Below are 23089 nucleotides of genomic sequence, written 5' to 3'. Positions count from 1 at the left end.
GGTAGAGCAATGGATTGAAGCTCCATGTGTCGGCGGTTCGATTCCGTCTCGCGCCATTTATATATTTTGGAAGGGTAGCGAAGAGGCTAAACGCGGCGGACTGTAAATCCGCTCCTTCGGGTTCGGGGGTTCGAATCCCTCCCCTTCCATTTTACGGGCATAGTTTAAAGGTAGAACTAAGGTCTCCAAAACCTTCAGTGTGGGTTCAATTCCTACTGCCCGTGTTAATAGAATTATGGCGGGTGTGGTGAAGTGGTTAACACACCAGATTGTGGCTCTGGCATGCGTGGGTTCGATCCCCATCACTCGCCTATTTTATATTATTGGGGTATAGCCAAGCGGTAAGGCAAGGGACTTTGACTCCCTCATGCGTTGGTTCGAATCCAGCTACCCCAGTTACTATTTGCCGGCGTGGCGGAATTGGCAGACGCGCTGGACTCAAAATCCAGTGTCCGCAAGGACGTGCCGGTTCGACCCCGGCCGCCGGTATAGTATATTATTAAAGACAAGGTCTAGGACCTTGTCTTTTTTTCTTGGTAGTAGCAACTCTTGTTTAGTTACTAAAAAATACTAATCTTTCTCTTGACGGTTTGAGTTTAATCTGATAGAATTATAGTGTACAAAATAAACTTAATAAAAATGTACAAAAATATCCTAGGAGGAAAACTCAATGTTACTTAGTCCAATTCTTGTTAAGGTTATCTGTGACGCGGTTGTTAATGAGTGGAAACCAAAATATGATTTTTTAGACGACCACTTTAAGCTTCCACTTTCAAAGACCGACTTTTTTAAAATAAAGTATCCCACTTTAATGAATAATACTATTAATGAATATCTTAGAGTTTTAACTAAAGGCTCTAGTTATAGATATGCTACTTTTAAAAGAAGAGCTGAGATACTAATAAGTAATGGAAAAATTTCAAACTTGGTTTTTGACAAAGTTGATAAATCTACAGTGTTGAATGGGTTGTTAAAAGTAAATCCTAATAATGTTAAATCAGTAAATGATTTTTACATAGAAAATGATAAATTTGATTTTACATTATGGAGTGATTATTTGCTTGAACAAAATCAAATTTTAGGTATAGAATTTGCTGATGAAATTTTCTTGTTTTCTGCAATGTCTTATATCAGAAATATTATCAGCTTCTATGGATTGCTACCATACAAAGTTAAGCTTTCAATAGATGACGATTGTATTTTCTTTTATTGTGTTGATTTTACTAATAAGAAGAACACTTTTTTTGTTAGTTTATCTAATCCGTTGGCTTCACATTTTATTTAAATTAAAGAGACTTGGGAAAAAAGTGTTTAAAATCAGAAAAACGCATAGTATCAAGTATTGAACAACCTGATATTATGCGTTTTATTGTGAGAAGATTTACTTTATTCTCTCCTGTAATTGAGTTTTTGCCACGTTCCTCTTCATCAATACCTGCATGGACAAAAATTTGGGTTTCAGTTTCATAATAGCGTTCATCCCTATATCGTTTTTTAAACCAGTTTATAAATGGGTTGAATTTGATATTATTTTTAATTTCATTTCTAACACCTGTTTCAAAGTTGTTAGCATTCGATTTAAAAATATAGTTCAATTCCTCTGGAGAGAAGAAGCTTTTTATTGTTTCTGGAAATGCTGAAGCAGTAGGTTTATCTAAAATCAACCAATCATAAAACCATTCTTCATGATTCCCTAGAAGAGTAATAATTTGATTAGGATAAACCTCCTCAAGTTCGATTATTTTGGAAATGACTTGAAAAGATTGAAGTCCATTATCAAGATAATCTCCTAGTAAAAATAGGCGATTATCTTTATCGTTTAAATTTACTTTATTGAGAGCGTCTCTGAATTCATCCAAGTATCCATGTATATCAGATATTGCGTATAATTTAGCCATAGCGTCTCATCATTTCTTCATGTGAGATAGCTTTTTTGCCACATTCAGCCCATTTTTTATAAGCTTCATCAGCGACCTTAATATCATACATATCTTCAATTTTCTCTATAACAGCTTGTCTAATAAAGTCAGTCTTTGTTGTATTATTTTCTTCAACAATAGCATTTAATAAAGAATTTAACTCTTGACTAAGTTGAATAGAAATTTGTGTAGTAACAACATTATTCATATAACAGCCGCCTAATAGTTATTTTAGATACATTATACTCCTAGTCTAAAAGTTTTTCAATAAAAAATTTCACTTTTTATAGTTATTTATTTTAATAAAATTGTAGTATCTGCAAGGATGTGCCAGTTCGAGACTGACCGCCAGGATAGTAATAAAGACAAAGTTTATAAGCCTTGTCTTTTGTTTTCTCTTTATAAATTTTTATAGTTTAGTTACTAACTTTTTTTCTTTGTTCTTAAAAATCTAATAGCAGAACTGTATTTCTTATTTCTCTCTAAGTCTTTTTCAGTAATTAATGGTAGTCTGGTTAAATCTGAATTATGCCGTAAATCCGCCAATTTTACAACTCTAGCGAGTTCATTTGTCTTTACTAGATTAAGATAAGATTGATAATCTTGTCCTTTTTTCTTTGTGAGTATATCGACGGCTTCTATAATGTTTTTTGAAAAACCTTCCTTTTTTAGGTCTAGTAGGGTTAGTGAAGTATCTTCAATTACATCATGTAGATAGGCGACAGCTTTCTCTTCATCAGTTGTGACAAAACTAGCTACTGTTTCAGGGTGTTTAATGTAGTCAATTCCTGCTCTATCAATTTGTCCAAAGTGTGCTTTTTTAGCTACTTCATGTGCTTTTATTGCTTGTGATTTGTTCATGTTCTGATTATATAATTTCTGTTTGGGAAACTCAATCACTTTATAGTAATTCGTCTAGCTTGTCAGCCAAGTCTTTCTGTTTGCTTGGGTACAAATGGGAGTAGGTATCAATTGTAGTCGTTATAGAAGCGTGTCCAAGTCTTTCTTTTACTACTAAATAATCTTCCCCTTGGTTAATCAACAGGGAAGCGTGAGAGTGCCTCAAATCGTGTATACGTATCTTTTTTAGTGTGTTATCACGTTCAATGATTTTCTTGAACTGCTTTTCAATAGCATTTTTTGTAATTGTGATAGGACTATTTTGAAACACTTGTAATGTTAGGCTATTGTTGGTAAATTGCTCTAATAGATGTTTTTGTTGCTTTTCCCAATCTTGTAATTCTTGGCTTAATTTTTTATTGATGACAATTCCTCTTGTTCCTGCTTTAGTTTTTGTTGTGCTGATATGAGCTACTCCTTTATTAACATAGACAGATTTCGTGATATGAATTGTATTACTTGAAAAGTCGATGTCTTGCCATGTTAGGGCAAGAGCTTCCCCAAGTCTTAATCCTGTAAAGAATAGAACAGTAAAGAGTAGTTTGATATTGTATTCTTCGGGTTCAAATAGTGTCAAAAACTTCTGAAATTCTTTGACTGTCCAAAATTGCATTTTTGTTTTTTCAATTGGCAACTTTTTTATCAATTTTGCTGGATTGGAGGAGTAATAGCCTTTTCGCAAACCAACATCAAAAATTTTTTTGAGTAAAATCATGATTTTGTTGATAGTATTTGTGCTTAACGGTTTATCAGAATTTTTAGCTACTTTTTGCCTAAGATGTTCTCTAAATTGGTAGATGTCTTCATAGGTTAGTTTTCCGACATTATCTACCATAGAAAAATAATCTTTGATGTGTTTGTTGTAATTATTATCTTGTGTATTGATATAGCTTGCTTTTCGATGATTTATACTATCTTCTTCCTTTAGTAGTTCATATAGTATAGGGATAGTTATTTTAGCCCCATAGAAGCGTTCTTTTAACTCTACACTTCGTAAGTAGTGTTCTGCCTCAATAGCTTCTTTTTTCGTCTTATAGCCCTTTCTGACAATTCTACGTTGCTTTAGTGTTATTGGGTCAAAACCGTTGCTAATATCAACTATCCAATTACCGTCTTTACCTTTTCTAATTGCCATATTTTACTCCTTGAGGGTACTGTTTTGAACATCAAAACCGAGTAATTCGCTTACAATAGTAGCAGGTATAGTACCAATTCGTTTATTCTGATAGACTGTAAAGCCTCGTGTTATCAGTAGCTCTTTCCCTTGGCGGATAATACGTTTAGATGTGCCCTCAGAGAAACCAAGGGCAACTAGGTCATTCTTAGTAACAGTTGCTATCATGTAACTTACTCCTTTATTCATCTAGTTTTATTTTCTTATACTTTACATGATTATCGAAATACTGACCGTCTTTATAGACTTTACTAATGTATTCCGTTTCATATAGTACGACTGAACTATCATAATTAAAATCTTCATAAGTATAAAATCTATCTTCATCAGGCTTTTTTAAGTTGCGTGATGAAAAATAGGCTTGCTTTCCGAAGTTTTCCAACAATTCTTGTCCAATCCCTTTTTCAAAATACTTTGTGACATATCGACCGCGATTTTCTTTGCTGTCTACATCAACTTTATTTATCCGTACTGCTCCATGTCCCCAAAGTTCCAAGAGTTGACGGTGTGGTACATAAGGAACGCTGAAAAGCAAAAACGTGGAGCATGCCATGCTCCACGTTTTTGCTTTTCTAATACTGTCAAATATTTTAATTTACTTTTCTTGGTATTAAAGATGTGGTAGTTAAAACGTTTTATAAAAGTTTTTAGTAAGTCTTTGAAGTGGTTTCTGTCGCTAATATTTTCTTTAGTGGTCAGGGTTAGAAATGAAGTATTGTCATCATAATTACAATCGACTAATCGGAGTAAGTTCCACTTTGCTTCTAAGCGAGTTTTTTTCATACGCTCCAGACGTTGTTCTTGTTCTTCAGGTGTAAGTTCATCAAATGTTCTACGTTGTGATTTTTCCTTGTTTTCAGTATTAGTATCTAAAATAGATTTTCCTTTTGAAAATATTGGCTTTTCATATTCCCAAATTTCAATATAGGAAGAAGTGCGGACTATTTTTTTATTATATGAGGTCATAAAAAATAGTTCCTTTTAGGTTGGCTTTCGCCAAAAGATTGTCTATATAATAAATAAACTAGGAGGAGCAAAGCTCCTCCCTACTTCTATCATGTGATCCTAAGCACCGCTCCGCTAAACACACTTCCAGCTTGCCGACTGCTTGTCGGCAGTTTTGCTTAGGTACATGATGAGAAGTAGCTATTAAATTTATAGTCGTGGTAATTGTTTTAATATTTTGTCTGTTGCCCAGTCTGTTGAAATGACCTCAAAATGTCCTTGGTCATAAACTAGCAAATCTCCGTTACCAATAAATTGATATTTATTATCTTTGTCAATATATAATGAAAAAGTATCTATACCAATAACATTTTTAGAAATATCAATAGATTCTTTAGGGGTATGTCCAACAATTTGTTTAGGATAGTCTTGGTTGGGAAGCAGTTCTAATTCTCTAAAATGTGCCCATAAAGGAGAACCTCCAAGAGCTTTCCCACCACGCATTGGTCCTATTGTATAAGCTAGAATATCTAATTCTTCTTCATGCTCTTTGGTATAGAGGTTAAAATGCCATTCTTTTGGGTCAAATATCAGATTGAAACCAGCGTGACTGACTAAATAATCATCTAGTTGATAAGCTATTTGTAATTTCAAATCCTGCAACAATTCTTTAACTGCGAAAAACACTTCTAAATTTTGAATTGAGAAAGGGGCTTGTTCTCCCAGTAAATAATAAGCATCATGATTACCTATAAGATTAATTACATCTATTCCGTTTTGCTCTTTGTCTATTTTCCAAGAGTATAAAAAAGTGAGGTCTTTGGCATAAAGTTGGATATTGTTAGTTTGACCATGTAAATCAACATAATCACCAAGAAAAATGATTCTCTTAATGTTATGTGTTTGGATAATTTTGTCAACAATGGGTAAAATTAGTTGAGATTTTAAATGTAAATCACCAATTAATAATGTCTTCATATATATTCCCCTCTTTATTTTTGATATTAGTCTAAGAATAGAATTAAGCTCTATCAAATTTTTTAGGCAATAGAGAAGTGTTTTTTGAATATTGATAGGATTTTTTAACTGTATCATAGCAGATAACAGGTATTGTTTTGCTATTTTTTACATCTCCATCAATAAAGTAATGACTTTTACTATCATGGTAAATCTTACCTAGGTAACTTTTATCTTTAGCTACTTCCCAAGAAGCAAAATGCCCAGAGATAATATCTTTATAAAATCTACCAGTTGTAATAGGAAATTTGTTTGTAAATATCTCTGGACTCGTTAGGTCTTTCCAAAGATTATTAGCTTCTTCATCAATGCCAGCATGGACAAAAATTTGATTTTCTGTTTCAAAATAACGACTATCTTCATATCGTTTTTGGAACCAGTTTATAAATGGAATATACTTATCATTATTTCTAATTTCGTTTCTAACACCTGTTTCAAAGTTGTTAGGATTTGATTTTAAAATATAGTTCAATTCCTCTGTAGAGAAGAAACTCTTTATTGTTTCTGGAAACGCAGAAGCAGTAGGATTATCTAAAATCAACCAATCATAAAACCATTCTTCATGATTTCCAAAAAGTGTAATAATTTGTTTTGGATAAATCTTTTCAAGTTCAATTATTTTAGAAATGACTTGAAAAGATTGAGAACCGTAATCAATATAGTCTCCAAGTAAGATAAGTTTACTTTGTTTATCAGATAAATCTATTTTATTGAGAGATTTAATAAACTCATTGTAGTGCCCATGTATATCAGATACGGAATAATAAATTGCCATATAAGATTCTTTCTATAATCAACGTGAATTTACAGCGTATATGTAATTTATATAATTAGCAAAATCACCCATACGTTTTCTATCATCGTAAAATTTATCAAACCAGGATACATTTTTACCTTCAATCTGTGCTAAACCTCTAATAGCTTGCAGATTATGAATTATTCTATCATGAATAATACTCCTAGAGGGGTCAAGAGAATTTTGTTCTTCAATAGTAAGTGTTAGCCATTTTCCCCTCATTTCGGCATATTGTGCACTATACTCAACCAATTCTTTCCAATATACTTGGAATTCAGGGTCATGAATATTGGAAGAATTAATTAAAGAATCATAAATCATTCTTGCTTCTTCAAATGAGATAACCCCTTTCTCATTTAAACAATCTTGGTAAGTTAAAATTTGCATAGTAAGCTCCTTAAATTTTTGAAATAATTATAACACATTATTTAGTAATTAGAATTACATCAGAACAAGTAAACCACAAGTTTCCATTGTATTGACCTACGTTTAAATCTTTAAGACTAACTGGACAAGTTTTATTATTTGCCATCTCTTGAACAGAGGCAGTAGGAGTTAAAGTATTTACCTTTACCTGAATCATCTCCATAAAGAAATCACTAGATTCATCTTGGATTGATACATTTAGTCGTAAGGCAGTTGGTTTATTAGTTTCTCTATCCAAAACTTCTGTATAGCCCTTTACAGCAAAGAAACGATTGCCTAGCAATTCTGGTTTCAAAAAATCATTTAGTTTCATGAGTACCTCTTTTCTATCATCGCAGAGCGATGAGGAACAGATATTGTTGCTGAAAATCTATCGAATTTAAGCAACAATATCCGTTGAAATTAGTTTGTTTCGGTTAAATAAAGTTGTAATTCTTTGATAAAGTCAAATTGAGTGGTGTCAAGGTAAGGACTTTCCCAGTATTGGGCAGATTCTTTACCAGAGCCCTGCATATAAAGATATCCTGCTCCTTTTACCTCGATAGGTTTCAAATTATTGGGAGTAGCAGAACCTAAGACCATCCGATATCCCTCGCTAGAATTAGCTCCAAGAGCTATTCTCAATCCTAAATTATCTCTGAGTTCAGTACTTAAAGTAGTACTAGCATTTACTTGTTGGGCAGATACTAGGATAAAAATTCCTGACTGTCTTCCAAGTAGAATAATTTGTTTAATACCATCCATAACTTCAGTGATAATGTCTCTTGATTTTTTATCTGAACCTGTAGCTTGAAATGCTCCCATTTCATCAAATATAAGCCATACTGGCTTAAATCCATGGTCAGTAAAATTTGAACCATACTGGAAGTTATCGCGCATGACTTGATATCGTTCCTGCATTTCCTCAACTACAACTCTCACAATGCGAGCTATATTATTTGGGGTGGTTGCTACGTATTTATTTCCAAAGTAATGAGACAAGCTACCTAGGTCAGAGTTCTTAGGGTCGGCTATATAAACTGTTGATTGACGTTTTAGAAATTCTAAAATCAAAACAGATATGAGCACTGATTTCCCACTTCCAGTTCCTCCTGATACTAAAATATGCGGGCATTTGACAGGGTTATAATTTACACTATATCCTAAATCTATATCAAGGCTATCTATCTCTTGTCTTTGGTTGTGAGATTGAAGAACTAACCTGTCAGGTTTCTTGTAATAGAAATGGTATTCTGCATAGCTAGGTCGGATAATTTTTTCTTCTAGTTCTAGTCCAAGAGCTCCAGCAAGCACATCATCGAGAGATTGGACTTTTTTGCTGAATTCGTCACCTGTTATAAGAGCTTTGATAAGAATATGGCTGTTTTGCCTATCTAAGTCATATTCTAAGATTGCACTTCTAATAACTTTTTCTTGTCCAGTACTATCTTTATATGTAGTATAAAGTCTATTTGTGTGGAGTACATAAAGTAAGCTCTCACGTATAATAAGGTAATGCTCTAAGTTATATCGAAAAATTTTTATTTTCAGATGAATTTTATAGATAATAAATCCACCTAAAAATATGAAGAGAATTTGAACAAAAGTTGGAGCCCTAATATTAACAATAGTAGAAAATAGAATGCAGGCAGAGATACTTAGTATCAGCCAGTGCATTATTTTTAGCTTATAACAGGAAATTATATTGTTTCTTGTTAAATCAGCACTTTGTCTTAATTTAAACATATTAGTTAGATACCTTTTATTTTATCTAAAAGCTCTTTTAAAAGTTCGTAAAACCCTAAGAGCTTGATTTTTGCGAAATAATATGTTGAGATAAGCAGTGGAATACACCCAAGGACAAGGATAGAATTCGAAAAGAAATGACCTTGAGGGAATATAAAAATTGCTATGCCAGCTAATATCACAAATCCTAAAAGAAATAGATATGCTTTTAAATTATCACTCATTTTGCATTACCTCCTCTAATGAGCAATTATTTTAAGGAAAACTATAAAGATATAGTTGCCGATAAAATAGCGTGGTCGGGGAAACCGACTTTATTTTGATAATTAGGATTTTCTAAGAATCTCCAAGAATAACACACATTAGAAATAGGAATATTTCCTATAATATGGTCTAATTTACAATATTTCCAAGAGTTCTCCTCAGACGGAGTATGTACAGTCAAACCTGCTTTATTCATTTCTGATTTTAGTAATGGATAGGAGTAAAATTCTCTAGGTTTACCTTGATAGGAATGAGTATCATCATTCTGCTTGAAAAAGCCATTATTAAAGTCACCTAGAATAATTGTGTTTTCATGAATTGGTAAATTGAAGATTAGCTTGTCTAGTTGTGTTTTTCTGTGTTTGAAATCTTCAAAAACATTTTCCCCTCCTATCTTGATACGAACTCCAATAATGTTTAATTCTTGTCCTTCAATTGTCGCTCTAACGTGTAAAAAGTTTGGATTATTATCATCATTATCGATAGTAATGACTTGGCAATCAGTAACTAAATCACTCTTTATTGCAATAAGAATTTCATTTCCAAAATCTATAGTACGCACATCTTCAAAGATTGTATAACCATTAGTTTGTAGGCTAGAACAGAATTGAAAATGATTATCTGTTTTCACGTACTCTGTCAGACAGATAATATCTGAATTTTGCTGAGCTAGTTCCTGCGCAATCATTTCAGGAATTTGTTTTCCTTTTCTTGAACGTAGATTTATATTCCAAGTGGATGCTGTAAGTTGTATCATAAAATTGCCTCCTAAAAGTTAGTCCGCAGGAGGAGGCACCTCCTCCTGCTATCATTCGAATCCATCAAAGATTTCTCCGAGTTCGTCTTCATCATAATAGCTTTCCAATTCCTCATAGAAGTAATCTAAAGCTTCTTGGTCAAAAAAGTTCATTGTTAGTCCTCCTCTCAGTGCTTTTTGTACATTTAAATTGTACAACATAAAAAGAAGAAAGTCAACAAAAAATATACTTTAATTTCCAAAATGTATAAATTGAGTAAAAAAAAAGAATAGGTAGCAGAATGGCTACCTATTTTATAAAATTATTTTTGAAATTCCATATGGTATCAGAAAGTAATTTGTGGTTGACTGGTGCAACGATTTCAAGAAGCTGTTTTTCTAGAATAGAGAATTTCTTGTCAAAATCTTTTTCAGGTTCTGAAATATCGTGATTTAATTGGGTCATCAATTCTGCTTTAAGAAGAAATTTAACACATACACCTAAAGTTACACTTTGAGTATTTGTAGCACTAGGCAATATTTCTTTATATTTTTTTATTCCTTCTGCTACTTCATCGGACAGTGCAACGTTCAATTTTAATTCCTTTTCTTCCACCGGATAAATATTTTTTAAAGAGATAGAGTTATCTTGTACAACTTTTGTCCAGTTTGTTACAGTCTTTGAATTTTGAAACGCACGCGTTAGAATGGTAGCTTTAGTTATATTGATACCTTCTGAAGTTTCATATTTCTCTTTTAGCATTCTTAAATAGTAGGCTGCTTCACCAGATATTCGGACTTGAAATTGTGTCATTATTAGTACCTCCGTATTGTATTATACCATTTGTACATTAAAAGGACAATGTATAAACGAATAATCTACCTTCTCGTTCAAGCATTTTACAAGTTTAGTAATCTTGCTGAAGATGTATTCCATGTGTTACGTTTAAAAAAGGGAATTAAAGTAATCTAGTTCCTAAAAAGTTACTAAAAACAAAAAAATTGTTTTTTTAAATAACAAAAATGGTTTTTTATAACGTTGATTATGCTGACTTATAAAGATATAAAATCTTAAACACCAAACTCAAAATCCAGTGTCCGCAAGGACGTGCCGGTTCGACCCCGGCCGCCGGTATAGTATAGAGTTAAGGAACGTTGTAAATCTTCGTTCCTTTTTTATATTATTTTTGGTATAATGATAGTTATTCAAATTTTATTTAGATTATGAAAGTGTAGGGAAGTATGTCTCGTTCTATCGATTTATTAAAACATCGGTATTTGAAAAATATTAAAGAAAATCCTAAATTGTTTATTGGAGTTGAGCTGGAATATCCTGTTGCAAATTTAGAAGGGGATGCTACAAATGTTGAAGTTATCAAATACTTATTCCGATATTTAGTTTCAACTTTGGATTTCACTGTAGAAAAGGTAGATGATTTTGGCAATCCTATCCAGTTAGTGGATCGGATAAGTCAGGATGCTATTTTATTTGAAGTTTCCTATACAACGATTGAGTTTGCATTTGGTAAGGCCGAAACAATTCAGGAGGTCGAAAATCGTTTTAATAATTATATGGATGTAATTCAGAGAAAATTAGGCGAATCCAATCATACTATCGTTGGCTGCGGTATTCATCCTGACTGGGATAAAAATGAGAATTGTCCAGTGGCTTATCCACGCTATCAGATGTTGATGGATTATTTGAATTTGAGTAGAAATGTTACTAAATCAGATTTACATCATTTCCCTGAATACGGAGCGTTTATTTGTGGGAGTCAGGTTCAGTTGGATGTTTCAAAGTCTAACTACTTACGAGTGATTAATGCTTTTACCCAAATTGAAGCAGTTAAGGCTTATTTATTTGCAAACTCTGAGTTTACAGGTACGGATTGGGATACGAAAATTGCAAGGGATATTTTCTGGGAAGAATCGATGCATGGTATCTATCCAGAAAATGTCGGGGTCAATGCTAGACTCTTTAAAGATGAGGAAGATTTTTTTGATTATCTAGATCATTCTGCAATTTTTACTGCGGAACGTGATGGGCAAACCTATTATTTTTATCCGATTCAGGCAAGGGATTATTTGGCTATGCCTGAAATCCAGGCATTTACTCTGAATGGGGATGAGGTTATTATTTACTCCCAAGAGAAGGATTTTGAAACTCATCGTAGTTATCAGTACCAAGACTTAACGACTCGAGGAACAGTTGAGTTTCGTAGTGTGTGTACTCAGCCTCTAGAGAGAACTTTCGCTTCTGCCGCCTTTCACTTGGGATTATTAGTTAATTTAGAGAAACTTGAATCTTACTTAGAAATCGCACCTTTCTTTAAAGCATTTGGGAGAAATTATAAGTCTTTAAGACGACAATTTTCTAAGAAAAAGCATATAGATGAGGAAGAATCTACGATTATTGAATTTTCCAAAGACTTACTCCTGCTAGCTGAGGAAGGACTAGTGATGAGAAATAAACAAGAAATGACCTACTTACAGCCTTTGAAAGAAGAATTGGGACTATAATTTCTCTTATAAAGGGAGAATTTTCTGAAAAATCATGATATAATGGAAGAGACTATAGATAAAGGATAGAGAGTAATGACATTAGTTTATCAATCAACGCGTGATGCCAACAATACAGTAACTGCTAGCCAAGCAATTTTGCAAGGTTTGGCAACGGATGGTGGTTTGTTTACACCGCTTACTTATCCAAAGGTAGATTTGGACTTTGACAAATTGAAAGATGCTTCTTATCAGGAAGTTGCTAAGTTAGTTTTGTCAGCATTTTTAGATGACTTTACAGCTGAGGAGTTGGACTACTGTATCAATAATGCCTACGATAGCAAGTTTGATACTCCAGCTATCGCACCATTAGTGAAATTAGACGGGCAATACAACTTGGAATTGTTCCATGGTTCAACGATTGCCTTTAAGGATATGGCCTTGTCTATTTTGCCATACTTTATGACAACAGCTGCTAAGAAGCATGGTTTGGAGAACAAGATTGTCATCTTAACAGCGACATCTGGTGATACTGGGAAAGCTGCTATGGCAGGGTTTGCGGATGTTCCTGGCACTGAGATTATCGTCTTTTATCCGAAGGATGGTGTCAGCAAGGTACAAGAGTTGCAAATGACCACTCAAACTGGCGACAATACTCATGTTATTGCTATTGATGGTAACTTTGACGATGCGCAAACCAACGTGAAGCATATGTTTAACGATGTAGCCCTTCGTGAAAAATTGGCTGCCAACAAGTTGCAATTTTCATCAGCTAACTCTATGAACATTGGTCGTTTGGTACCACAGATTGTTTATTATATTTATGCCTATGCTCAGTTGGTTAAGACTGGTGAAATTGTGGCTGGTGAAAAGGTTAACTTCACAGTGCCAACTGGAAACTTTGGTAATATCTTGGCTGCCTTTTATGCTAAGCAAATTGGTCTACCAGTTGGCAAATTAATCTGTGCTTCAAATGACAACAATGTTTTGACAGACTTCTTCAAGACACGTGTTTACGATAAGAAACGTGAGTTTAAAGTCACAACTAGTCCATCTATGGATATCTTGGTATCTTCAAATTTGGAGCGTTTGATTTTCCATCTTTTGGGTAATAATGCGGTTAAAACAGCTGAACTTATGAATGCCTTGAACACGCAAGGTCAATATGAGTTGACAGACTTTGATGCAGAGATTCTTAACCTCTTTGCAGCTGAATATGCGACTGAGGAAGAAACAGCGGCAGAAATCAAGCGTGTTTATGAGTCGGATTCTTATATCGAGGATCCACATACGGCGGTTGCCTCAACAGTTTATAAGAAATACCAAGCGGCTACTGGCGATGCGACTAAGACAGTGATTGCTTCAACAGCTAGTCCATACAAGTTCCCAGTAGTTGCAGTAGAAGCTGTAACAGGGAAAGTTGGCTTGACTGACTTTGAAGCCTTGGCTCAATTACATGAAATCTCAGGCGTTGCAGTACCACCAGCAGTTGATGGGCTTGAAACAGCTCCTGTTCGTCACAAGACAACAGTGGCAGCTGCTGACATGCAAGCAGCGGTTGAGGCTTATCTAGGACTTTAAGACAGAGGGAGTAAACTCGGTTGGGAAACCAACTGAGTTTCTTTTCATCAGGAGGAAGGATTGTTTAAGAAAAATAAAGACATTCTTAATATTGCATTGCCAGCTATGGGTGAAAACTTTTTGCAGATGCTCATGGGAATGGTGGACAGTTATTTGGTTGCTCATTTAGGATTGATAGCTATTTCGGGTGTATCAGTAGCCGGCAATATTATCACGATTTACCAGGCGATTTTCATTGCTCTTGGGGCAGCTATTTCTAGTGTTATTTCAAAAAGTTTGGGGCAGAAGGATCAATCTATGCTAGCCTATCACGTGACTGAGGCGTTGAAGATTACCGTACTATTAAGTTTCCTTTTAGGAGCTTTGTCCATCTTCGCTGGGAAAGAGATGATAGGATTTTTGGGGACGGAGAGAGATGTAGCTGAGAGTGGTGGACTCTACCTATCTTTGGTAGGAGGATCGATTGTTCTCTTAGGTTTGATGACGAGTCTGGGAGCCTTGATTCGTGCAACGCATAATCCACGTTTGCCTCTCTATGTTAGTTTTTTATCCAATGCCTTGAATATTCTTTTTTCAAGTCTAGCTATTTTTGTTCTGGATATGGGGATAGCTGGTGTTGCTTGGGGGACAATTCTGTCTCGTTTGGTAGGTCTTGTGATTTTGTGGTCGCAATTAAAGTTGCCTTTTGAGAAACCGACTTTTGGTTTAGATAAGGAACTATTGACTTTAGCTTTGCCAGCAGCTGGAGAGCGGCTTATGATGCGGGCTGGAGATGTAGTGATCATTGCCTTGGTCGTTTCTTTTGGAACGGAGGCAGTGGCTGGGAATGCAGTCGGAGAAGTCTTGACCCAGTTTAACTACATGCCTGCCTTTGGCGTTGCTACGGCAACGGTCATGCTGGTAGCTCGAGCAGTTGGAGAGGATAATTGGAAAAGAGTAGCTAGTTTGAGCAAGCAAACCTTTTGGCTTTCTCTTTTTCTCATGTTGCCCTTGACCTTTAGTATCTATGCCTTAGGAGTACCACTGACTCATCTCTATACGACTGATCCTCTAGCGGTTGAGGCTAGTGTTCTAGTGACACTTTTTTCACTACTTGGTACTCCTATGACGATAGGAACAGTCATCTATACAGCAGTCTGGCAGGGTTTGGGCAATGCTCGGCTTCCCTTTTATGCGACAAGTATAGGAATGTGGTGTATCCGCATTGGAACAGGATATCTGATGGGGCTTGTGCTTGATTGGGGCTTGCCTGGTATTTGGGCCGGAACCCTTTTGGATAATGGTTTTCGCTGGTTATTTCTACGTTACCGTTACCAGCGTTATATGAGCTTGAAAGGATAGGAAATGCAAAAAACAGCTTTTATTTGGGATTTAGACGGGACTTTATTGGACTCTTATGAAGCGATTTTATCAGGGATTGAGGAGACTTTTGGTCAGTTTTCTATTCATTATGATAAGGAGAAGGTGAGAGAGTTTATTCTCAAGTATTCTGTTCAGGATTTGCTTGTGCAGGTGGCGGAAGAGAGAAAACTGGATGTGGAAGTGCTAAATCAGGTGCGTGCTCAGAGTCTGGCTGAGAAGAATGCTCAGGTAGTTTTGATGCCAGGTGCGCGTGATGTGCTAGCTTGGGCAGAGGAATCAGGAATTCAGCAGTTTGTTTACACTCATAAGGGAGACAATGCTCTTACCATTCTCAGAGACTTGGGTTTGGAATCTTATTTTACAGAGATTTTAACCAGTCAGAGTGGCTTTGCGCGCAAACCTAATCCGGAAGCGGCTACCTATCTGTTAGACAAGTGTCAGTTGGATCCTGAGAAAACCTATTATATAGGGGATCGGACTCTGGATGTGGAATTTGCTCAGAATAGTGGGATTCAAAGTCTTAACTTTTTAGAGTCGTCTTATGGAGGCAATCACAAGATTCAAGCCTTAGCAGATATTTCCCGTATTTTTGAGGCTGAGCTATAAAAAGATTGTGTCAGTTTTGTGACAGAGACCTAACAAACTATTTCAAGTAACCGAGTTTGTTACAAGGAATAGACAGTTCTGTTAAATAGGCCCGAGAGGGCTTTTTTTCTGCATTTTTTGTGTTATCATAGACAGGTACTCATTTGAAAGGAATTTGAAAGAATGAAGAAAAGAATATTATTAGCCTCAACAGTAGCCTTGTCGTTTGCCCCAGTATTGGCAACCCAAGCAGAAGAACTTCTTTGGACTGCACGTAGTGTTGAGCAAATCCAAAATGATTTGACTAAAACGGATAACAAAACAAGTTATACCGTTCAGTATGGTGATACCTTGAGCACAATTGCAGAAGCCTTGGGTGTAGATGTCACAGTTCTTGCGAATTTGAATAAAATCACCAATATGGACCTGATTTTCCCAGAAACCGTTTTGACAACGACTGTCAATGAAGCAGAAGAAGTAACAGAAGTTGAAATCCAAACTCCTCGAGCAGCTTCTAGTGAGGAAGTGACAACTGCGACAGCAGATTTGACAACCAATCAAGTGACCGTTGATGCTCAAACTGTTCAGGTTGCAGATCTTTCTCAACCGATTGCAGAAGATCCAAAAGCGGTAGAAACTACAAGAACAAAAGAAGTGGCATCAAGTTCAGAAGTTGCAGAGACAGTTACTACTGCAGAAGAAGTCGCGCCATCTACAGGAAATTCTGTTTCAGAGAAGCAAATAGCCGAAACAAGCAATGCAGTTGCAGAAGCAGCTCCTCAGGCAACGACTCCAGCTGAGAAAGAGGAAACACAAGCAAGCCCTCAGGCTGAGTCAACAGTGGAAACAACTACAACTCCAGTAGAAGAAAAAGCAATAGAAACAACTGCAACAAGTTTAGAAGAAGTAAAAGAAGTAGCATCAAGTGAAGCTACACCAGCAGTTTCTACTTATCAACTAGAAGAGAAGAAAACAGTTTCAACAACTTACGCGGCTCCAGCAGCGCCCGATTATGCTGGACTTGCGGTAGCGAAATCTGAAAATGCAGGCCTTCAACCACAAACAGCTGCCTTTAAAGAAGAAATTGCTAACTTGTTTGGCATCACATCCTTTAGTGGTTACCGTCCAGGAGACAGTGGAGATCACGGAAAAGGTTTGGCTATCGACTTCATGGTACCAGAAAGCTCAGAACTAGGGGATAAGCTTGCGGAATACGCTATTCAAAACATGGCCAGCCGTGGAATTAGTTACATTATCTGGAAACAACGTTTCTATGCTCCATTCGATAGCAAATATGGACCAGCTAATACTTGGAACCCAATGCCAGACCGTGGTAGTGTGACAGAAAACCACTATGACCACGTTCACGTTTCAATGAATGGATAAACCAGACTTGGTAATATCATTTTGACGAATGAGATCTAGCTTTCGTGATAGGAAGCGAGTCTCGTTCGTTTTTTCTTTGTCATACTCTTCGAAAATCTCTTCAAACCACGTCAGTTTTATCTGCAATCTCAAAGCTGTGCTTTGAGCAACCTACGGATAGCTTCCTAGTTTGCTCTTTGATTTTCATTGAGTATCAATATGGATGGAAAATGGAAGTTACCATTTTGTAATGATTGAAGCAACATTCTTGCAATTTATTTTACTTTGTATTATATTTGATTAGTCAACTATTGATAAGTCAACAGAAAGAAGGAAGAAATGTTAGAGATTCAAGATTTACTTTATCAACTCCGCTTGTCTGAGCAAGCGAGCACGCAATTGTTTGAAAAAAGACTTGGGATTAGTTTGACACGGTATCAGATTTTATTATTTTTGTTGAAGCATTCCCCTTGTAATCAAATAGCGGTTCAGGAGCGTTTGAAGATTGATCAGGCCGCCTTGACACGACATTTCAAAATTCTGGAAAAGGAAGGTTTGGTGGAGCGTCATCGTAATCCTGAAAATCAGCGAGAAGTGTTGGTAGAGGCTACGAAGTATGCCAAGGAGCAGTTAGTGGTGAATCCTCCTCTGAAGCATATCAAGGTTAAAGAAGCGATGGAAAGTATCTTAACAGAGTCTGAAAGAACAGAACTCAGCCGTTTATTAAATAAATTGGTTTTGGGTATTGAGAATATAGAGATCTAAGGAGAAATAGATGTCAATTATTACAATCATTTTAGCAACGATCGTTGCTTTGGAGCATTTTTACATTTTTTATTTGGAAAGTATTGCAACGCAATCAGATGCGACTAGTCGTGTCTTTAACATGGACAAGGAAGAACTGGCTCGTCCGTCAGTAAGTTCATTGTTTAAAAATCAAGGGATTTATAATGCTTTGTTAGGAGTCTTTCTCTTGTATGGAATTTATTTCTCACAGAATTTAGAAATTGTGACTATTTTTGTTTTATTTGTGATTGGTGCTGCGGCTTATGGCTCTCTCACAGCAGATAAGAAAATTATTTTGAAGCAAGGTGGACCAGCTATTTTGGCCTTGATTAGTATTTTACTCTTTAAATAAGTTCAAAGGTCAATCTTAGTCTTTCTAGTCCTTTTCACTCCAGAATAAGGAAAATATGTTATACTTGTTTTTAAGAAAAAAGTCTCATTGAATTGGTTTTGAGGAGTTAGAAATGAAAGTATTAGTGACAGGTTTTGAGCCCTTTGGAGGGGAAAAGGTCAATCCAGCTTTGGAGGCCATTAAAGGTTTACCAGCTGAAATCCATGGTGCTGAGGTCCGTTGGTTAGAAGTGCCAACAGTCTTTCACAAATCGGCCCAAGTATTGGAAGAAGAGATGAGTCGTTATCAACCTGACTTTGTCCTTTGTATCGGCCAAGCAGGTGGAAGAACCAGCTTGACACCTGAGCGAGTAGCCATTAATCAAGACGATGCACGCATTCCTGATAACGAAGGTAATCAACCGATTGACCTTCCCATTCGCCCAGACGGTGCTCCGGCCTACTTTAGTAGTCTGCCGATTAAAGCGATGGTTCAAGCTATAAAAAAAGAGGGATTGCCGGCCTCTGTTTCTAATACGGCAGGGACTTTTGTCTGCAATCATTTGATGTATCAGGCCCTCTATTTGGTAGAAAAGAAATTTCCACATGTTAAGGCAGGTTTTATGCATATTCCTTATATGATGGAACAGGTGGTGAATCGACCGACTACCCCAGCTATGAGTTTAGTGGATATTAGGCGAGGGATAGAAGCGGCAATCGGCGCCATTATCGAACATGGAGATCAAGACCTCAAGTTGGTAGGCGGAGAAACTCATTGATAGAAAAAAGCTTGAGGGAAAACCTTCAAGCTTTTGGACGTTTTCGAGCCAATACTGCTCGGTAAAAAATCATTTTATTGATTTGAATGTAGGGTAGGAGTGAGAAACTAGCAATTCCAAAAGTAATCCAATTGAGGAAGTACCAAGGGAGGAGTTGTAGGTCTAGAATAAAGCGCTGAAATTTATAGCCTTTCATCAGGAAACGGCTGGTTTTAAGGATTTGTCCTGGTTTGGCTTGTCCTAAATCTAGGGTGTCACAGAGGAGAAATTCTACCTGCGAATAGGCATAGTATTGTGGAATATAGAGACTATTTCCGACAATCATCAAGAGTATACTTGCTAGAAAGTAAAGACCAAAGGTCATGAGGAAACGCTCGGTTTCAATTGACGTGAGATCCAGATTGGGAAACTCAGGGTGAAGGACAACGAATTTCTTTGCTAGAAAGCTACTGTAAAAAAGAAAGTAAATTCCGAGTAAACTAGGAATGCTCCATAAAAAGAGATAGAAACGTTTGAGAAGTAGAGTCAAAAAGGTTTGTGAAAAGTGTGCTTCGTTAAAGAGAGTAAGACTATTTTTGACGGATAGTTCTGTATCTGGATTCTTGATGAGTTTTAGGGTTGTATAGACTGAACTGGTTAGAAGAATATCTCCGATAAAGGAGACTAATAGTGGAAAAAGATAGGCTTGGAATACATGACCAAGCACGCTTAAAAAGGATTGATCTAAAATAGACTCGTTGATACGCTCTAAGGGATTGAGGAAGCCAGACAAGATGACCAGTATACTAGGTAAGAGATAGACGAGAAAGAGGCGGGGATTTTCAGCCTGAAATTGTCTGGCTTGCAGACGAACGGTTTTTAAATTAATTTTTGGGTATTTCATTCTCTCATTATACCATAAATAGTACATAGCTTGCTAATCCTTTGAAAACAGTGGACGTCTAGCATGTTAACCAAAAGTGAATACGATATTGAATACGACTTTACTTTTAGCTGGAGCGGATGAAATCCATGAGCTGGTCAACTACTTCAACACGTTGATTATCATTGATGTGGGTATACATATCAAGGGTGATTTGAACATTATTATGACCAAGTCTATCTGAAATGATTTTCGCTGTAACACCAGCTTCAAATAGGAGGGAAGCGTGCGTATGTCTAAACCCGTGAGGCGAAATTTTTTTAAGATTATTGTGTTTACGAAAGAATCTTAAAAGTTTCACTTTCATAGTTGCAGCTAAAAGCCATCCCCCGCCATTGTTCGTAAAAATATAATTCGAATCATGCTTATAAGGCACACCAGCCTGGAAATATTCTTTTATTTGCTGACGTTTCCAGAGTTTTAATACATTCAGCGTTTCATAGTCTAAAGTGATAATCCTCTTACTTCTTTTGGATTTGTTGTTCAGGAGCCAAACTGTGCCAGTTTGAACCGTCGAAGAGACAAAGCTCTACTTGATATTCTTCGCAGAGTTTAGCGAGTGTCATAGTTCTCCTTCGTTATTTATAAACATCTCTGCGGTGGGCGATTTCCACGGCTAGGGCGACTAGTTTATCGTCTTGGATATCACAGATGATACGGTAATTCTCTACTCTGTATCGCCAGTAACCTGCAAGGTTGGCTTTTAGTGCTTTTCCGTGTTGTCGTGGATTGGTCGTGTTTTCAATATTTTTAGCAAGCCAGGATAGGATTTGTTTTCTTGTTGGGGTATCTAGTTTTTTAAGTTGCTTGAGAGCCTTTTTATCAATATCTAGCCGATACATTAAGCAATATCCTCTCGAGTTAGTCCTAGTTCATCCAAGACCTCATCCATGGTATAAGTAACTGGGTCGGCTAAATACTCCATATAGGCTTGGTCGGCTGCTCGTGCGTCTTCGATATCTTCCATGAGTGCCATGAAGTCGTCAAAATCCATGGTCGTTGTATCGATACCGTGTTTGTTTAAGTAGTCCGTGATGTAGGAATTTTTTTCTGTGAAGTTGATAGTGATAGTCATTAGCGTTCTCCTTTGCTTTTGAAGTGGGCGGATAGGACGGATGTAATGAAGTCGATATCATCTTCATTTAGTGGTTTCCCGTCAAATAACATGGTGTTGGCTGCTGCTTTGCGTAAGTCTATGATTTGTCCGTTTACTTGAGCAAATTCATCACTCCCAGCGATAGCAGGGGTATCTGTTCGTCCGAGCAGGTAGTCGGTGGATACATTGAAGTAGTCAGCGATTTCTGAAATTCTTTCAGTGGATGGTTTTGAATTTTTTAGATTATAAATAGTATTCTTACTGTACCCAAGTTTTTCTTCCAATGAATTTATTGAAAATCCTTGCTTTTTGGCAAGTTCTTTAATTCTGTCAAATGTCTGAAACATTGATTTGTCAACCTTTCTGAGAATATGACAAAAACATTTAATATTTCTCATTAAAAAATAGAAAAGTTGATTCGAGGCATTATAATAGTTTTTGTAAGTTAATGAGTTAGTAAAAAACGAAGTCAAAACTTATCTAAAAATAAATAGCTTTGGCGAGCGAATAAGTTGATAGATGTAATGTTTTATCAAGTTTTTAATTATGCTTTCATTTTAATGATATACATTAAATTTGTCAAGCATTATACACCATAGTTCGTGACAGTTCCGGCTTTTTTTGATAAAATCATACAGTATGCCCTTAGGCACAAAGTATGAACTGGGACTGTTTTTCCCAGCTTCGGAGGTAAAAAATGTCAGATTCACCAATCAAATATCGTTTGATTAAGAAAGAAAAACACACAGGAGCTCGTCTGGGAGAAATCATCACTCCCCACGGCACCTTCCCGACGCCTATGTTTATGCCAGTTGGAACTCAAGCCACTGTCAAAACTCAGTCGCCTGAAGAATTGAAGGAGATGGGTTCGGGAATTATCCTATCAAACACCTATCATCTCTGGCTTCGCCCTGGAGATGAACTCATCGCACGCGCAGGTGGTCTCCACAAGTTCATGAATTGGGACCAGCCTATTTTGACAGATAGTGGTGGTTTTCAGGTTTATTCCTTAGCAGATAGCCGTAATATCACAGAAGAAGGTGTAACTTTTAAAAACCATCTCAATGGTTCTAAGATGTTCCTATCACCAGAAAAAGCCATCTCTATTCAGAATAATCTGGGCTCAGACATCATGATGTCCTTTGACGAATGTCCTCAGTTTTATCAGCCTTATGACTACGTTAAGAAATCAATCGAGCGTACCAGTCGTTGGGCTGAGCGTGGTTTGAAGGCTCACCGTCGTCCGCATGACCAAGGGCTATTTGGGATTGTTCAAGGGGCAGGATTTGAAGACCTTCGCCGCCAATCGGCTCATGACCTTGTCAGCATGGACTTCCCAGGCTACTCTATTGGTGGTTTGGCAGTGGGAGAAACCCACGAAGAGATGAATGCGGTCTTGGACTTTACAACTCAACTGCTACCTGAAAACAAACCTCGCTATTTGATGGGTGTGGGAGCGCCAGACAGCTTGATTGATGGGGTGATTCGTGGGGTGGATATGTTTGACTGTGTCTTGCCGACTCGTATCGCTCGTAATGGGACTTGTATGACCAGTCAAGGTCGTTTGGTTGTCAAAAATGCTCAGTTTGCTGAGGACTTTACACCACTGGATCCTGAATGTGATTGCTACACATGTAAGAACTACACACGCGCCTACCTTCGTCACCTGCTCAAGGCCGATGAAACCTTTGGTATCCGCTTGACTAGCTACCACAATCTTTACTTCTTGCTTAACCTGATGAAGCAAGTGCGACAAGCCATCATGGATGACAATCTTTTGGAATTCCGTGAGTATTTTGTGGAAAAATATGGCTATAATAAATCAGGGCGTAATTTCTAAAATGGAATTGATATAAGCTAAAAATCCTAAGTTTTCTCTTAG

The 23089-nt window shown here is 36.6% G+C and carries 27 protein-coding genes, 6 tRNA genes and 2 pseudogenes (1 of these 35 cut by a window edge); 16 read left to right on the top strand and 19 right to left on the bottom strand.

What is annotated here, in order from left to right:
• The 7 genes from ACN076_RS00460 to ACN076_RS00430 all read left to right on the top strand — a co-directional run.
• Nucleotides 1–56: transfer RNA gene (locus ACN076_RS00460), tRNA-Phe, on the top strand (it extends 17 nt beyond the left edge of the window).
• 12 nt (nt 57–68) lie between these two features.
• Nucleotides 69–149: transfer RNA gene (locus ACN076_RS00455), tRNA-Tyr, on the top strand.
• 4 nt (nt 150–153) lie between these two features.
• A tRNA-Trp gene (locus tag ACN076_RS00450) sits at nt 154–224 on the top strand.
• 14 nt (nt 225–238) lie between these two features.
• Nucleotides 239–311: transfer RNA gene (locus ACN076_RS00445), tRNA-His, on the top strand.
• A 13-nt stretch (nt 312–324) separates the two neighbouring features.
• Nucleotides 325–396: transfer RNA gene (locus ACN076_RS00440), tRNA-Gln, on the top strand.
• A 9-nt stretch (nt 397–405) separates the two neighbouring features.
• A tRNA-Leu gene (locus ACN076_RS00435) sits at nt 406–489 on the top strand.
• A 181-nt stretch (nt 490–670) separates the two neighbouring features.
• Nucleotides 671–1285 (top strand): hypothetical protein, encoded by a 615-nt coding sequence (locus ACN076_RS00430; RefSeq protein WP_049531408.1) that lies wholly within the window; start codon nt 671–673, stop codon nt 1283–1285.
• Between the two features lie 136 nt (nt 1286–1421).
• Here the strand turns inward: ACN076_RS00430 and ACN076_RS00425 are convergent.
• The 14 genes and pseudogenes from ACN076_RS00425 to ACN076_RS00360 all read right to left on the bottom strand — a co-directional run.
• Nucleotides 1422–1898, bottom strand: a pseudogene (locus ACN076_RS00425) (metallophosphoesterase); the annotation flags it as partial.
• Nucleotides 1891–2127, bottom strand: a complete 237-nt coding sequence (gene relB, locus ACN076_RS00420) for a type II toxin-antitoxin system RelB family antitoxin (RefSeq protein WP_420789963.1) — start codon at nt 2125–2127, stop codon at nt 1891–1893. The pseudogene ACN076_RS00425 and the gene relB, both read right to left, overlap by 8 nt.
• Nucleotides 2128–2342: 215 nt before the next feature.
• On the bottom strand, nt 2343–2780 hold the full coding sequence (locus ACN076_RS00415) for a GTP pyrophosphokinase (RefSeq protein WP_420789962.1): 438 nt from the start codon (nt 2778–2780) through the stop codon (nt 2343–2345).
• A 40-nt stretch (nt 2781–2820) separates the two neighbouring features.
• The gene (locus ACN076_RS00410; RefSeq protein ID WP_420789961.1) at nt 2821–3954 is read right to left on the bottom strand and encodes a tyrosine-type recombinase/integrase; all 1134 of its coding nucleotides are present in this window, start codon (nt 3952–3954) and stop codon (nt 2821–2823) included.
• Between the two features lie 3 nt (nt 3955–3957).
• Nucleotides 3958–4161, bottom strand: a complete 204-nt coding sequence (locus ACN076_RS00405; RefSeq protein ID WP_000562210.1) for a DUF3173 domain-containing protein — start codon at nt 4159–4161, stop codon at nt 3958–3960.
• A gap of 13 nt (nt 4162–4174) precedes the next feature.
• Nucleotides 4175–4959: pseudogene (locus tag ACN076_RS00400) on the bottom strand (rolling circle replication-associated protein).
• A gap of 189 nt (nt 4960–5148) precedes the next feature.
• Nucleotides 5149–5916: a metallophosphoesterase family protein gene (locus ACN076_RS00395; RefSeq protein ID WP_420789960.1), complete on the bottom strand. Its 768-nt coding sequence runs from the start codon at nt 5914–5916 to the stop codon at nt 5149–5151.
• A gap of 43 nt (nt 5917–5959) precedes the next feature.
• Nucleotides 5960–6730 (bottom strand): metallophosphoesterase, encoded by a 771-nt coding sequence (locus ACN076_RS00390; RefSeq protein ID WP_420789959.1) that lies wholly within the window; start codon nt 6728–6730, stop codon nt 5960–5962.
• Nucleotides 6731–6748: 18 nt separating this feature from the next.
• On the bottom strand, nt 6749–7138 hold the full coding sequence (locus tag ACN076_RS00385) for a hypothetical protein (protein WP_420789958.1): 390 nt from the start codon (nt 7136–7138) through the stop codon (nt 6749–6751).
• A 37-nt stretch (nt 7139–7175) separates the two neighbouring features.
• Entirely contained in the window at nt 7176–7490 is a 315-nt protein-coding gene (locus ACN076_RS00380) for a hypothetical protein (RefSeq protein WP_268703451.1), read from the bottom strand.
• An 89-nt stretch (nt 7491–7579) separates the two neighbouring features.
• Nucleotides 7580–8902 (bottom strand): FtsK/SpoIIIE domain-containing protein, encoded by a 1323-nt coding sequence (locus ACN076_RS00375; protein WP_420789957.1) that lies wholly within the window; start codon nt 8900–8902, stop codon nt 7580–7582.
• 5 nt (nt 8903–8907) lie between these two features.
• Nucleotides 8908–9126 carry a hypothetical protein gene (locus ACN076_RS00370; protein WP_420789956.1) on the bottom strand — a complete coding sequence of 73 codons (219 nt, stop codon included), beginning with the start codon at nt 9124–9126 and terminating at the stop codon, nt 8908–8910.
• Nucleotides 9127–9167: 41 nt separating this feature from the next.
• The gene (locus ACN076_RS00365; protein ID WP_420789955.1) at nt 9168–9923 is read right to left on the bottom strand and encodes an endonuclease/exonuclease/phosphatase family protein; all 756 of its coding nucleotides are present in this window, start codon (nt 9921–9923) and stop codon (nt 9168–9170) included.
• Nucleotides 9924–10212: 289 nt separating this feature from the next.
• Complete coding sequence (locus tag ACN076_RS00360) at nt 10213–10716, bottom strand: hypothetical protein (protein ID WP_000191545.1); 504 nt, start codon at nt 10714–10716, stop codon at nt 10213–10215.
• Between the two features lie 428 nt (nt 10717–11144).
• Between ACN076_RS00360 and ACN076_RS00355 the strand changes: the two genes are divergently transcribed.
• The 8 genes from ACN076_RS00355 (at nt 11145) to pcp (ending at nt 19189) form a co-directional block, all read left to right on the top strand.
• The gene (locus ACN076_RS00355) at nt 11145–12422 is read left to right on the top strand and encodes a gamma-glutamylcysteine synthetase (RefSeq protein ID WP_420789954.1); all 1278 of its coding nucleotides are present in this window, start codon (nt 11145–11147) and stop codon (nt 12420–12422) included.
• A 75-nt stretch (nt 12423–12497) separates the two neighbouring features.
• The gene (thrC, locus tag ACN076_RS00350; protein WP_261219567.1) at nt 12498–13982 is read left to right on the top strand and encodes a threonine synthase; all 1485 of its coding nucleotides are present in this window, start codon (nt 12498–12500) and stop codon (nt 13980–13982) included.
• Between the two features lie 60 nt (nt 13983–14042).
• Complete coding sequence (locus ACN076_RS00345; protein ID WP_153226714.1) at nt 14043–15323, top strand: MATE family efflux transporter; 1281 nt, start codon at nt 14043–14045, stop codon at nt 15321–15323.
• A gap of 3 nt (nt 15324–15326) precedes the next feature.
• Nucleotides 15327–15950 carry an HAD family hydrolase gene (locus ACN076_RS00340; protein ID WP_153226713.1) on the top strand — a complete coding sequence of 208 codons (624 nt, stop codon included), beginning with the start codon at nt 15327–15329 and terminating at the stop codon, nt 15948–15950.
• A gap of 162 nt (nt 15951–16112) precedes the next feature.
• Nucleotides 16113–17315, top strand: a complete 1203-nt coding sequence (locus tag ACN076_RS00335; protein ID WP_261030567.1) for a LysM peptidoglycan-binding domain-containing protein — start codon at nt 16113–16115, stop codon at nt 17313–17315.
• A gap of 318 nt (nt 17316–17633) precedes the next feature.
• Nucleotides 17634–18059, top strand: coding sequence for a MarR family winged helix-turn-helix transcriptional regulator (locus ACN076_RS00330; RefSeq protein ID WP_194250513.1), 426 nt, complete (start codon nt 17634–17636; stop codon nt 18057–18059).
• A gap of 10 nt (nt 18060–18069) precedes the next feature.
• Nucleotides 18070–18432 (top strand): DUF1304 domain-containing protein, encoded by a 363-nt coding sequence (locus ACN076_RS00325; protein ID WP_061087522.1) that lies wholly within the window; start codon nt 18070–18072, stop codon nt 18430–18432.
• A gap of 112 nt (nt 18433–18544) precedes the next feature.
• A complete protein-coding gene (gene pcp, locus ACN076_RS00320) occupies nt 18545–19189 on the top strand; it encodes a pyroglutamyl-peptidase I (protein WP_000866923.1) in 645 nt (214 codons plus the stop codon).
• 25 nt (nt 19190–19214) lie between these two features.
• On the opposite strand, the gene ACN076_RS00315 is transcribed toward pcp, so the two are convergent.
• The 5 genes from ACN076_RS00315 to ACN076_RS00295 all read right to left on the bottom strand — a co-directional run bounded on the left by ACN076_RS00315 (nt 19215) and on the right by ACN076_RS00295 (nt 21554).
• A complete protein-coding gene (locus ACN076_RS00315) occupies nt 19215–20072 on the bottom strand; it encodes a DUF975 family protein (RefSeq protein ID WP_420789953.1) in 858 nt (285 codons plus the stop codon).
• A gap of 106 nt (nt 20073–20178) precedes the next feature.
• Nucleotides 20179–20565, bottom strand: a complete 387-nt coding sequence (locus ACN076_RS00310) for a tyrosine-type recombinase/integrase (RefSeq protein WP_420790239.1) — start codon at nt 20563–20565, stop codon at nt 20179–20181.
• Between the two features lie 124 nt (nt 20566–20689).
• Nucleotides 20690–20953: a type II toxin-antitoxin system RelE family toxin gene (locus ACN076_RS00305; protein WP_153193874.1), complete on the bottom strand. Its 264-nt coding sequence runs from the start codon at nt 20951–20953 to the stop codon at nt 20690–20692.
• Nucleotides 20953–21186 carry a hypothetical protein gene (locus tag ACN076_RS00300; RefSeq protein ID WP_049512785.1) on the bottom strand — a complete coding sequence of 78 codons (234 nt, stop codon included), beginning with the start codon at nt 21184–21186 and terminating at the stop codon, nt 20953–20955. Before ACN076_RS00300 ends, ACN076_RS00305 begins: the two co-directional genes overlap by 1 nt.
• A complete protein-coding gene (locus ACN076_RS00295; RefSeq protein ID WP_153193873.1) occupies nt 21186–21554 on the bottom strand; it encodes a helix-turn-helix domain-containing protein in 369 nt (122 codons plus the stop codon). The genes ACN076_RS00300 and ACN076_RS00295 overlap by 1 nt, the downstream gene beginning before the upstream one ends.
• Nucleotides 21555–21904: 350 nt before the next feature.
• Between ACN076_RS00295 and tgt the strand changes: the two genes are divergently transcribed.
• Nucleotides 21905–23047, top strand: coding sequence for a tRNA guanosine(34) transglycosylase Tgt (tgt, locus tag ACN076_RS00290; RefSeq protein ID WP_001285237.1), 1143 nt, complete (start codon nt 21905–21907; stop codon nt 23045–23047).
• Nucleotides 23048–23089: the final 42 nt, after the last annotated feature.

The sequence above is a fragment of the Streptococcus sp. K0074 genome, assembly GCF_048843365.1.
In the GTDB taxonomy this organism is placed as follows: domain Bacteria; phylum Bacillota; class Bacilli; order Lactobacillales; family Streptococcaceae; genus Streptococcus; species Streptococcus mitis_BM.
This window is presented reverse-complemented; position numbering and strand designations above follow the sequence as displayed.

What these genes read in the sequence shown, in the direction of transcription:
- ACN076_RS00430 (WP_049531408.1), top strand. Translation starts at nt 671, where the DNA reads ATGTTACTTAGTCCAATTCTTGTTAAGGTTATCTGTGACGCGGTTGTT.
- relB (WP_420789963.1), bottom strand. Translation starts at nt 2,127, where the DNA reads ATGAATAATGTTGTTACTACACAAATTTCTATTCAACTTAGTCAAGAG.
- ACN076_RS00415 (WP_420789962.1), bottom strand. Translation starts at nt 2,780, where the DNA reads ATGAACAAATCACAAGCAATAAAAGCACATGAAGTAGCTAAAAAAGCA.
- ACN076_RS00410 (WP_420789961.1), bottom strand. Translation starts at nt 3,954, where the DNA reads ATGGCAATTAGAAAAGGTAAAGACGGTAATTGGATAGTTGATATTAGC.
- ACN076_RS00405 (WP_000562210.1), bottom strand. Translation starts at nt 4,161, where the DNA reads ATGATAGCAACTGTTACTAAGAATGACCTAGTTGCCCTTGGTTTCTCT.
- ACN076_RS00395 (WP_420789960.1), bottom strand. Translation starts at nt 5,916, where the DNA reads ATGAAGACATTATTAATTGGTGATTTACATTTAAAATCTCAACTAATT.
- ACN076_RS00390 (WP_420789959.1), bottom strand. Translation starts at nt 6,730, where the DNA reads ATGGCAATTTATTATTCCGTATCTGATATACATGGGCACTACAATGAG.
- ACN076_RS00385 (WP_420789958.1), bottom strand. Translation starts at nt 7,138, where the DNA reads ATGCAAATTTTAACTTACCAAGATTGTTTAAATGAGAAAGGGGTTATC.
- ACN076_RS00380 (WP_268703451.1), bottom strand. Translation starts at nt 7,490, where the DNA reads ATGAAACTAAATGATTTTTTGAAACCAGAATTGCTAGGCAATCGTTTC.
- ACN076_RS00375 (WP_420789957.1), bottom strand. Translation starts at nt 8,902, where the DNA reads ATGTTTAAATTAAGACAAAGTGCTGATTTAACAAGAAACAATATAATT.
- ACN076_RS00370 (WP_420789956.1), bottom strand. Translation starts at nt 9,126, where the DNA reads ATGAGTGATAATTTAAAAGCATATCTATTTCTTTTAGGATTTGTGATA.
- ACN076_RS00365 (WP_420789955.1), bottom strand. Translation starts at nt 9,923, where the DNA reads ATGATACAACTTACAGCATCCACTTGGAATATAAATCTACGTTCAAGA.
- ACN076_RS00360 (WP_000191545.1), bottom strand. Translation starts at nt 10,716, where the DNA reads ATGACACAATTTCAAGTCCGAATATCTGGTGAAGCAGCCTACTATTTA.
- ACN076_RS00355 (WP_420789954.1), top strand. Translation starts at nt 11,145, where the DNA reads ATGTCTCGTTCTATCGATTTATTAAAACATCGGTATTTGAAAAATATT.
- thrC (WP_261219567.1), top strand. Translation starts at nt 12,498, where the DNA reads ATGACATTAGTTTATCAATCAACGCGTGATGCCAACAATACAGTAACT.
- ACN076_RS00340 (WP_153226713.1), top strand. Translation starts at nt 15,327, where the DNA reads ATGCAAAAAACAGCTTTTATTTGGGATTTAGACGGGACTTTATTGGAC.
- ACN076_RS00335 (WP_261030567.1), top strand. Translation starts at nt 16,113, where the DNA reads ATGAAGAAAAGAATATTATTAGCCTCAACAGTAGCCTTGTCGTTTGCC.
- ACN076_RS00330 (WP_194250513.1), top strand. Translation starts at nt 17,634, where the DNA reads ATGTTAGAGATTCAAGATTTACTTTATCAACTCCGCTTGTCTGAGCAA.
- ACN076_RS00325 (WP_061087522.1), top strand. Translation starts at nt 18,070, where the DNA reads ATGTCAATTATTACAATCATTTTAGCAACGATCGTTGCTTTGGAGCAT.
- pcp (WP_000866923.1), top strand. Translation starts at nt 18,545, where the DNA reads ATGAAAGTATTAGTGACAGGTTTTGAGCCCTTTGGAGGGGAAAAGGTC.
- ACN076_RS00315 (WP_420789953.1), bottom strand. Translation starts at nt 20,072, where the DNA reads ATGAAATACCCAAAAATTAATTTAAAAACCGTTCGTCTGCAAGCCAGA.
- ACN076_RS00305 (WP_153193874.1), bottom strand. Translation starts at nt 20,953, where the DNA reads ATGTATCGGCTAGATATTGATAAAAAGGCTCTCAAGCAACTTAAAAAA.
- ACN076_RS00300 (WP_049512785.1), bottom strand. Translation starts at nt 21,186, where the DNA reads ATGACTATCACTATCAACTTCACAGAAAAAAATTCCTACATCACGGAC.
- ACN076_RS00295 (WP_153193873.1), bottom strand. Translation starts at nt 21,554, where the DNA reads ATGTTTCAGACATTTGACAGAATTAAAGAACTTGCCAAAAAGCAAGGA.
- tgt (WP_001285237.1), top strand. Translation starts at nt 21,905, where the DNA reads ATGTCAGATTCACCAATCAAATATCGTTTGATTAAGAAAGAAAAACAC.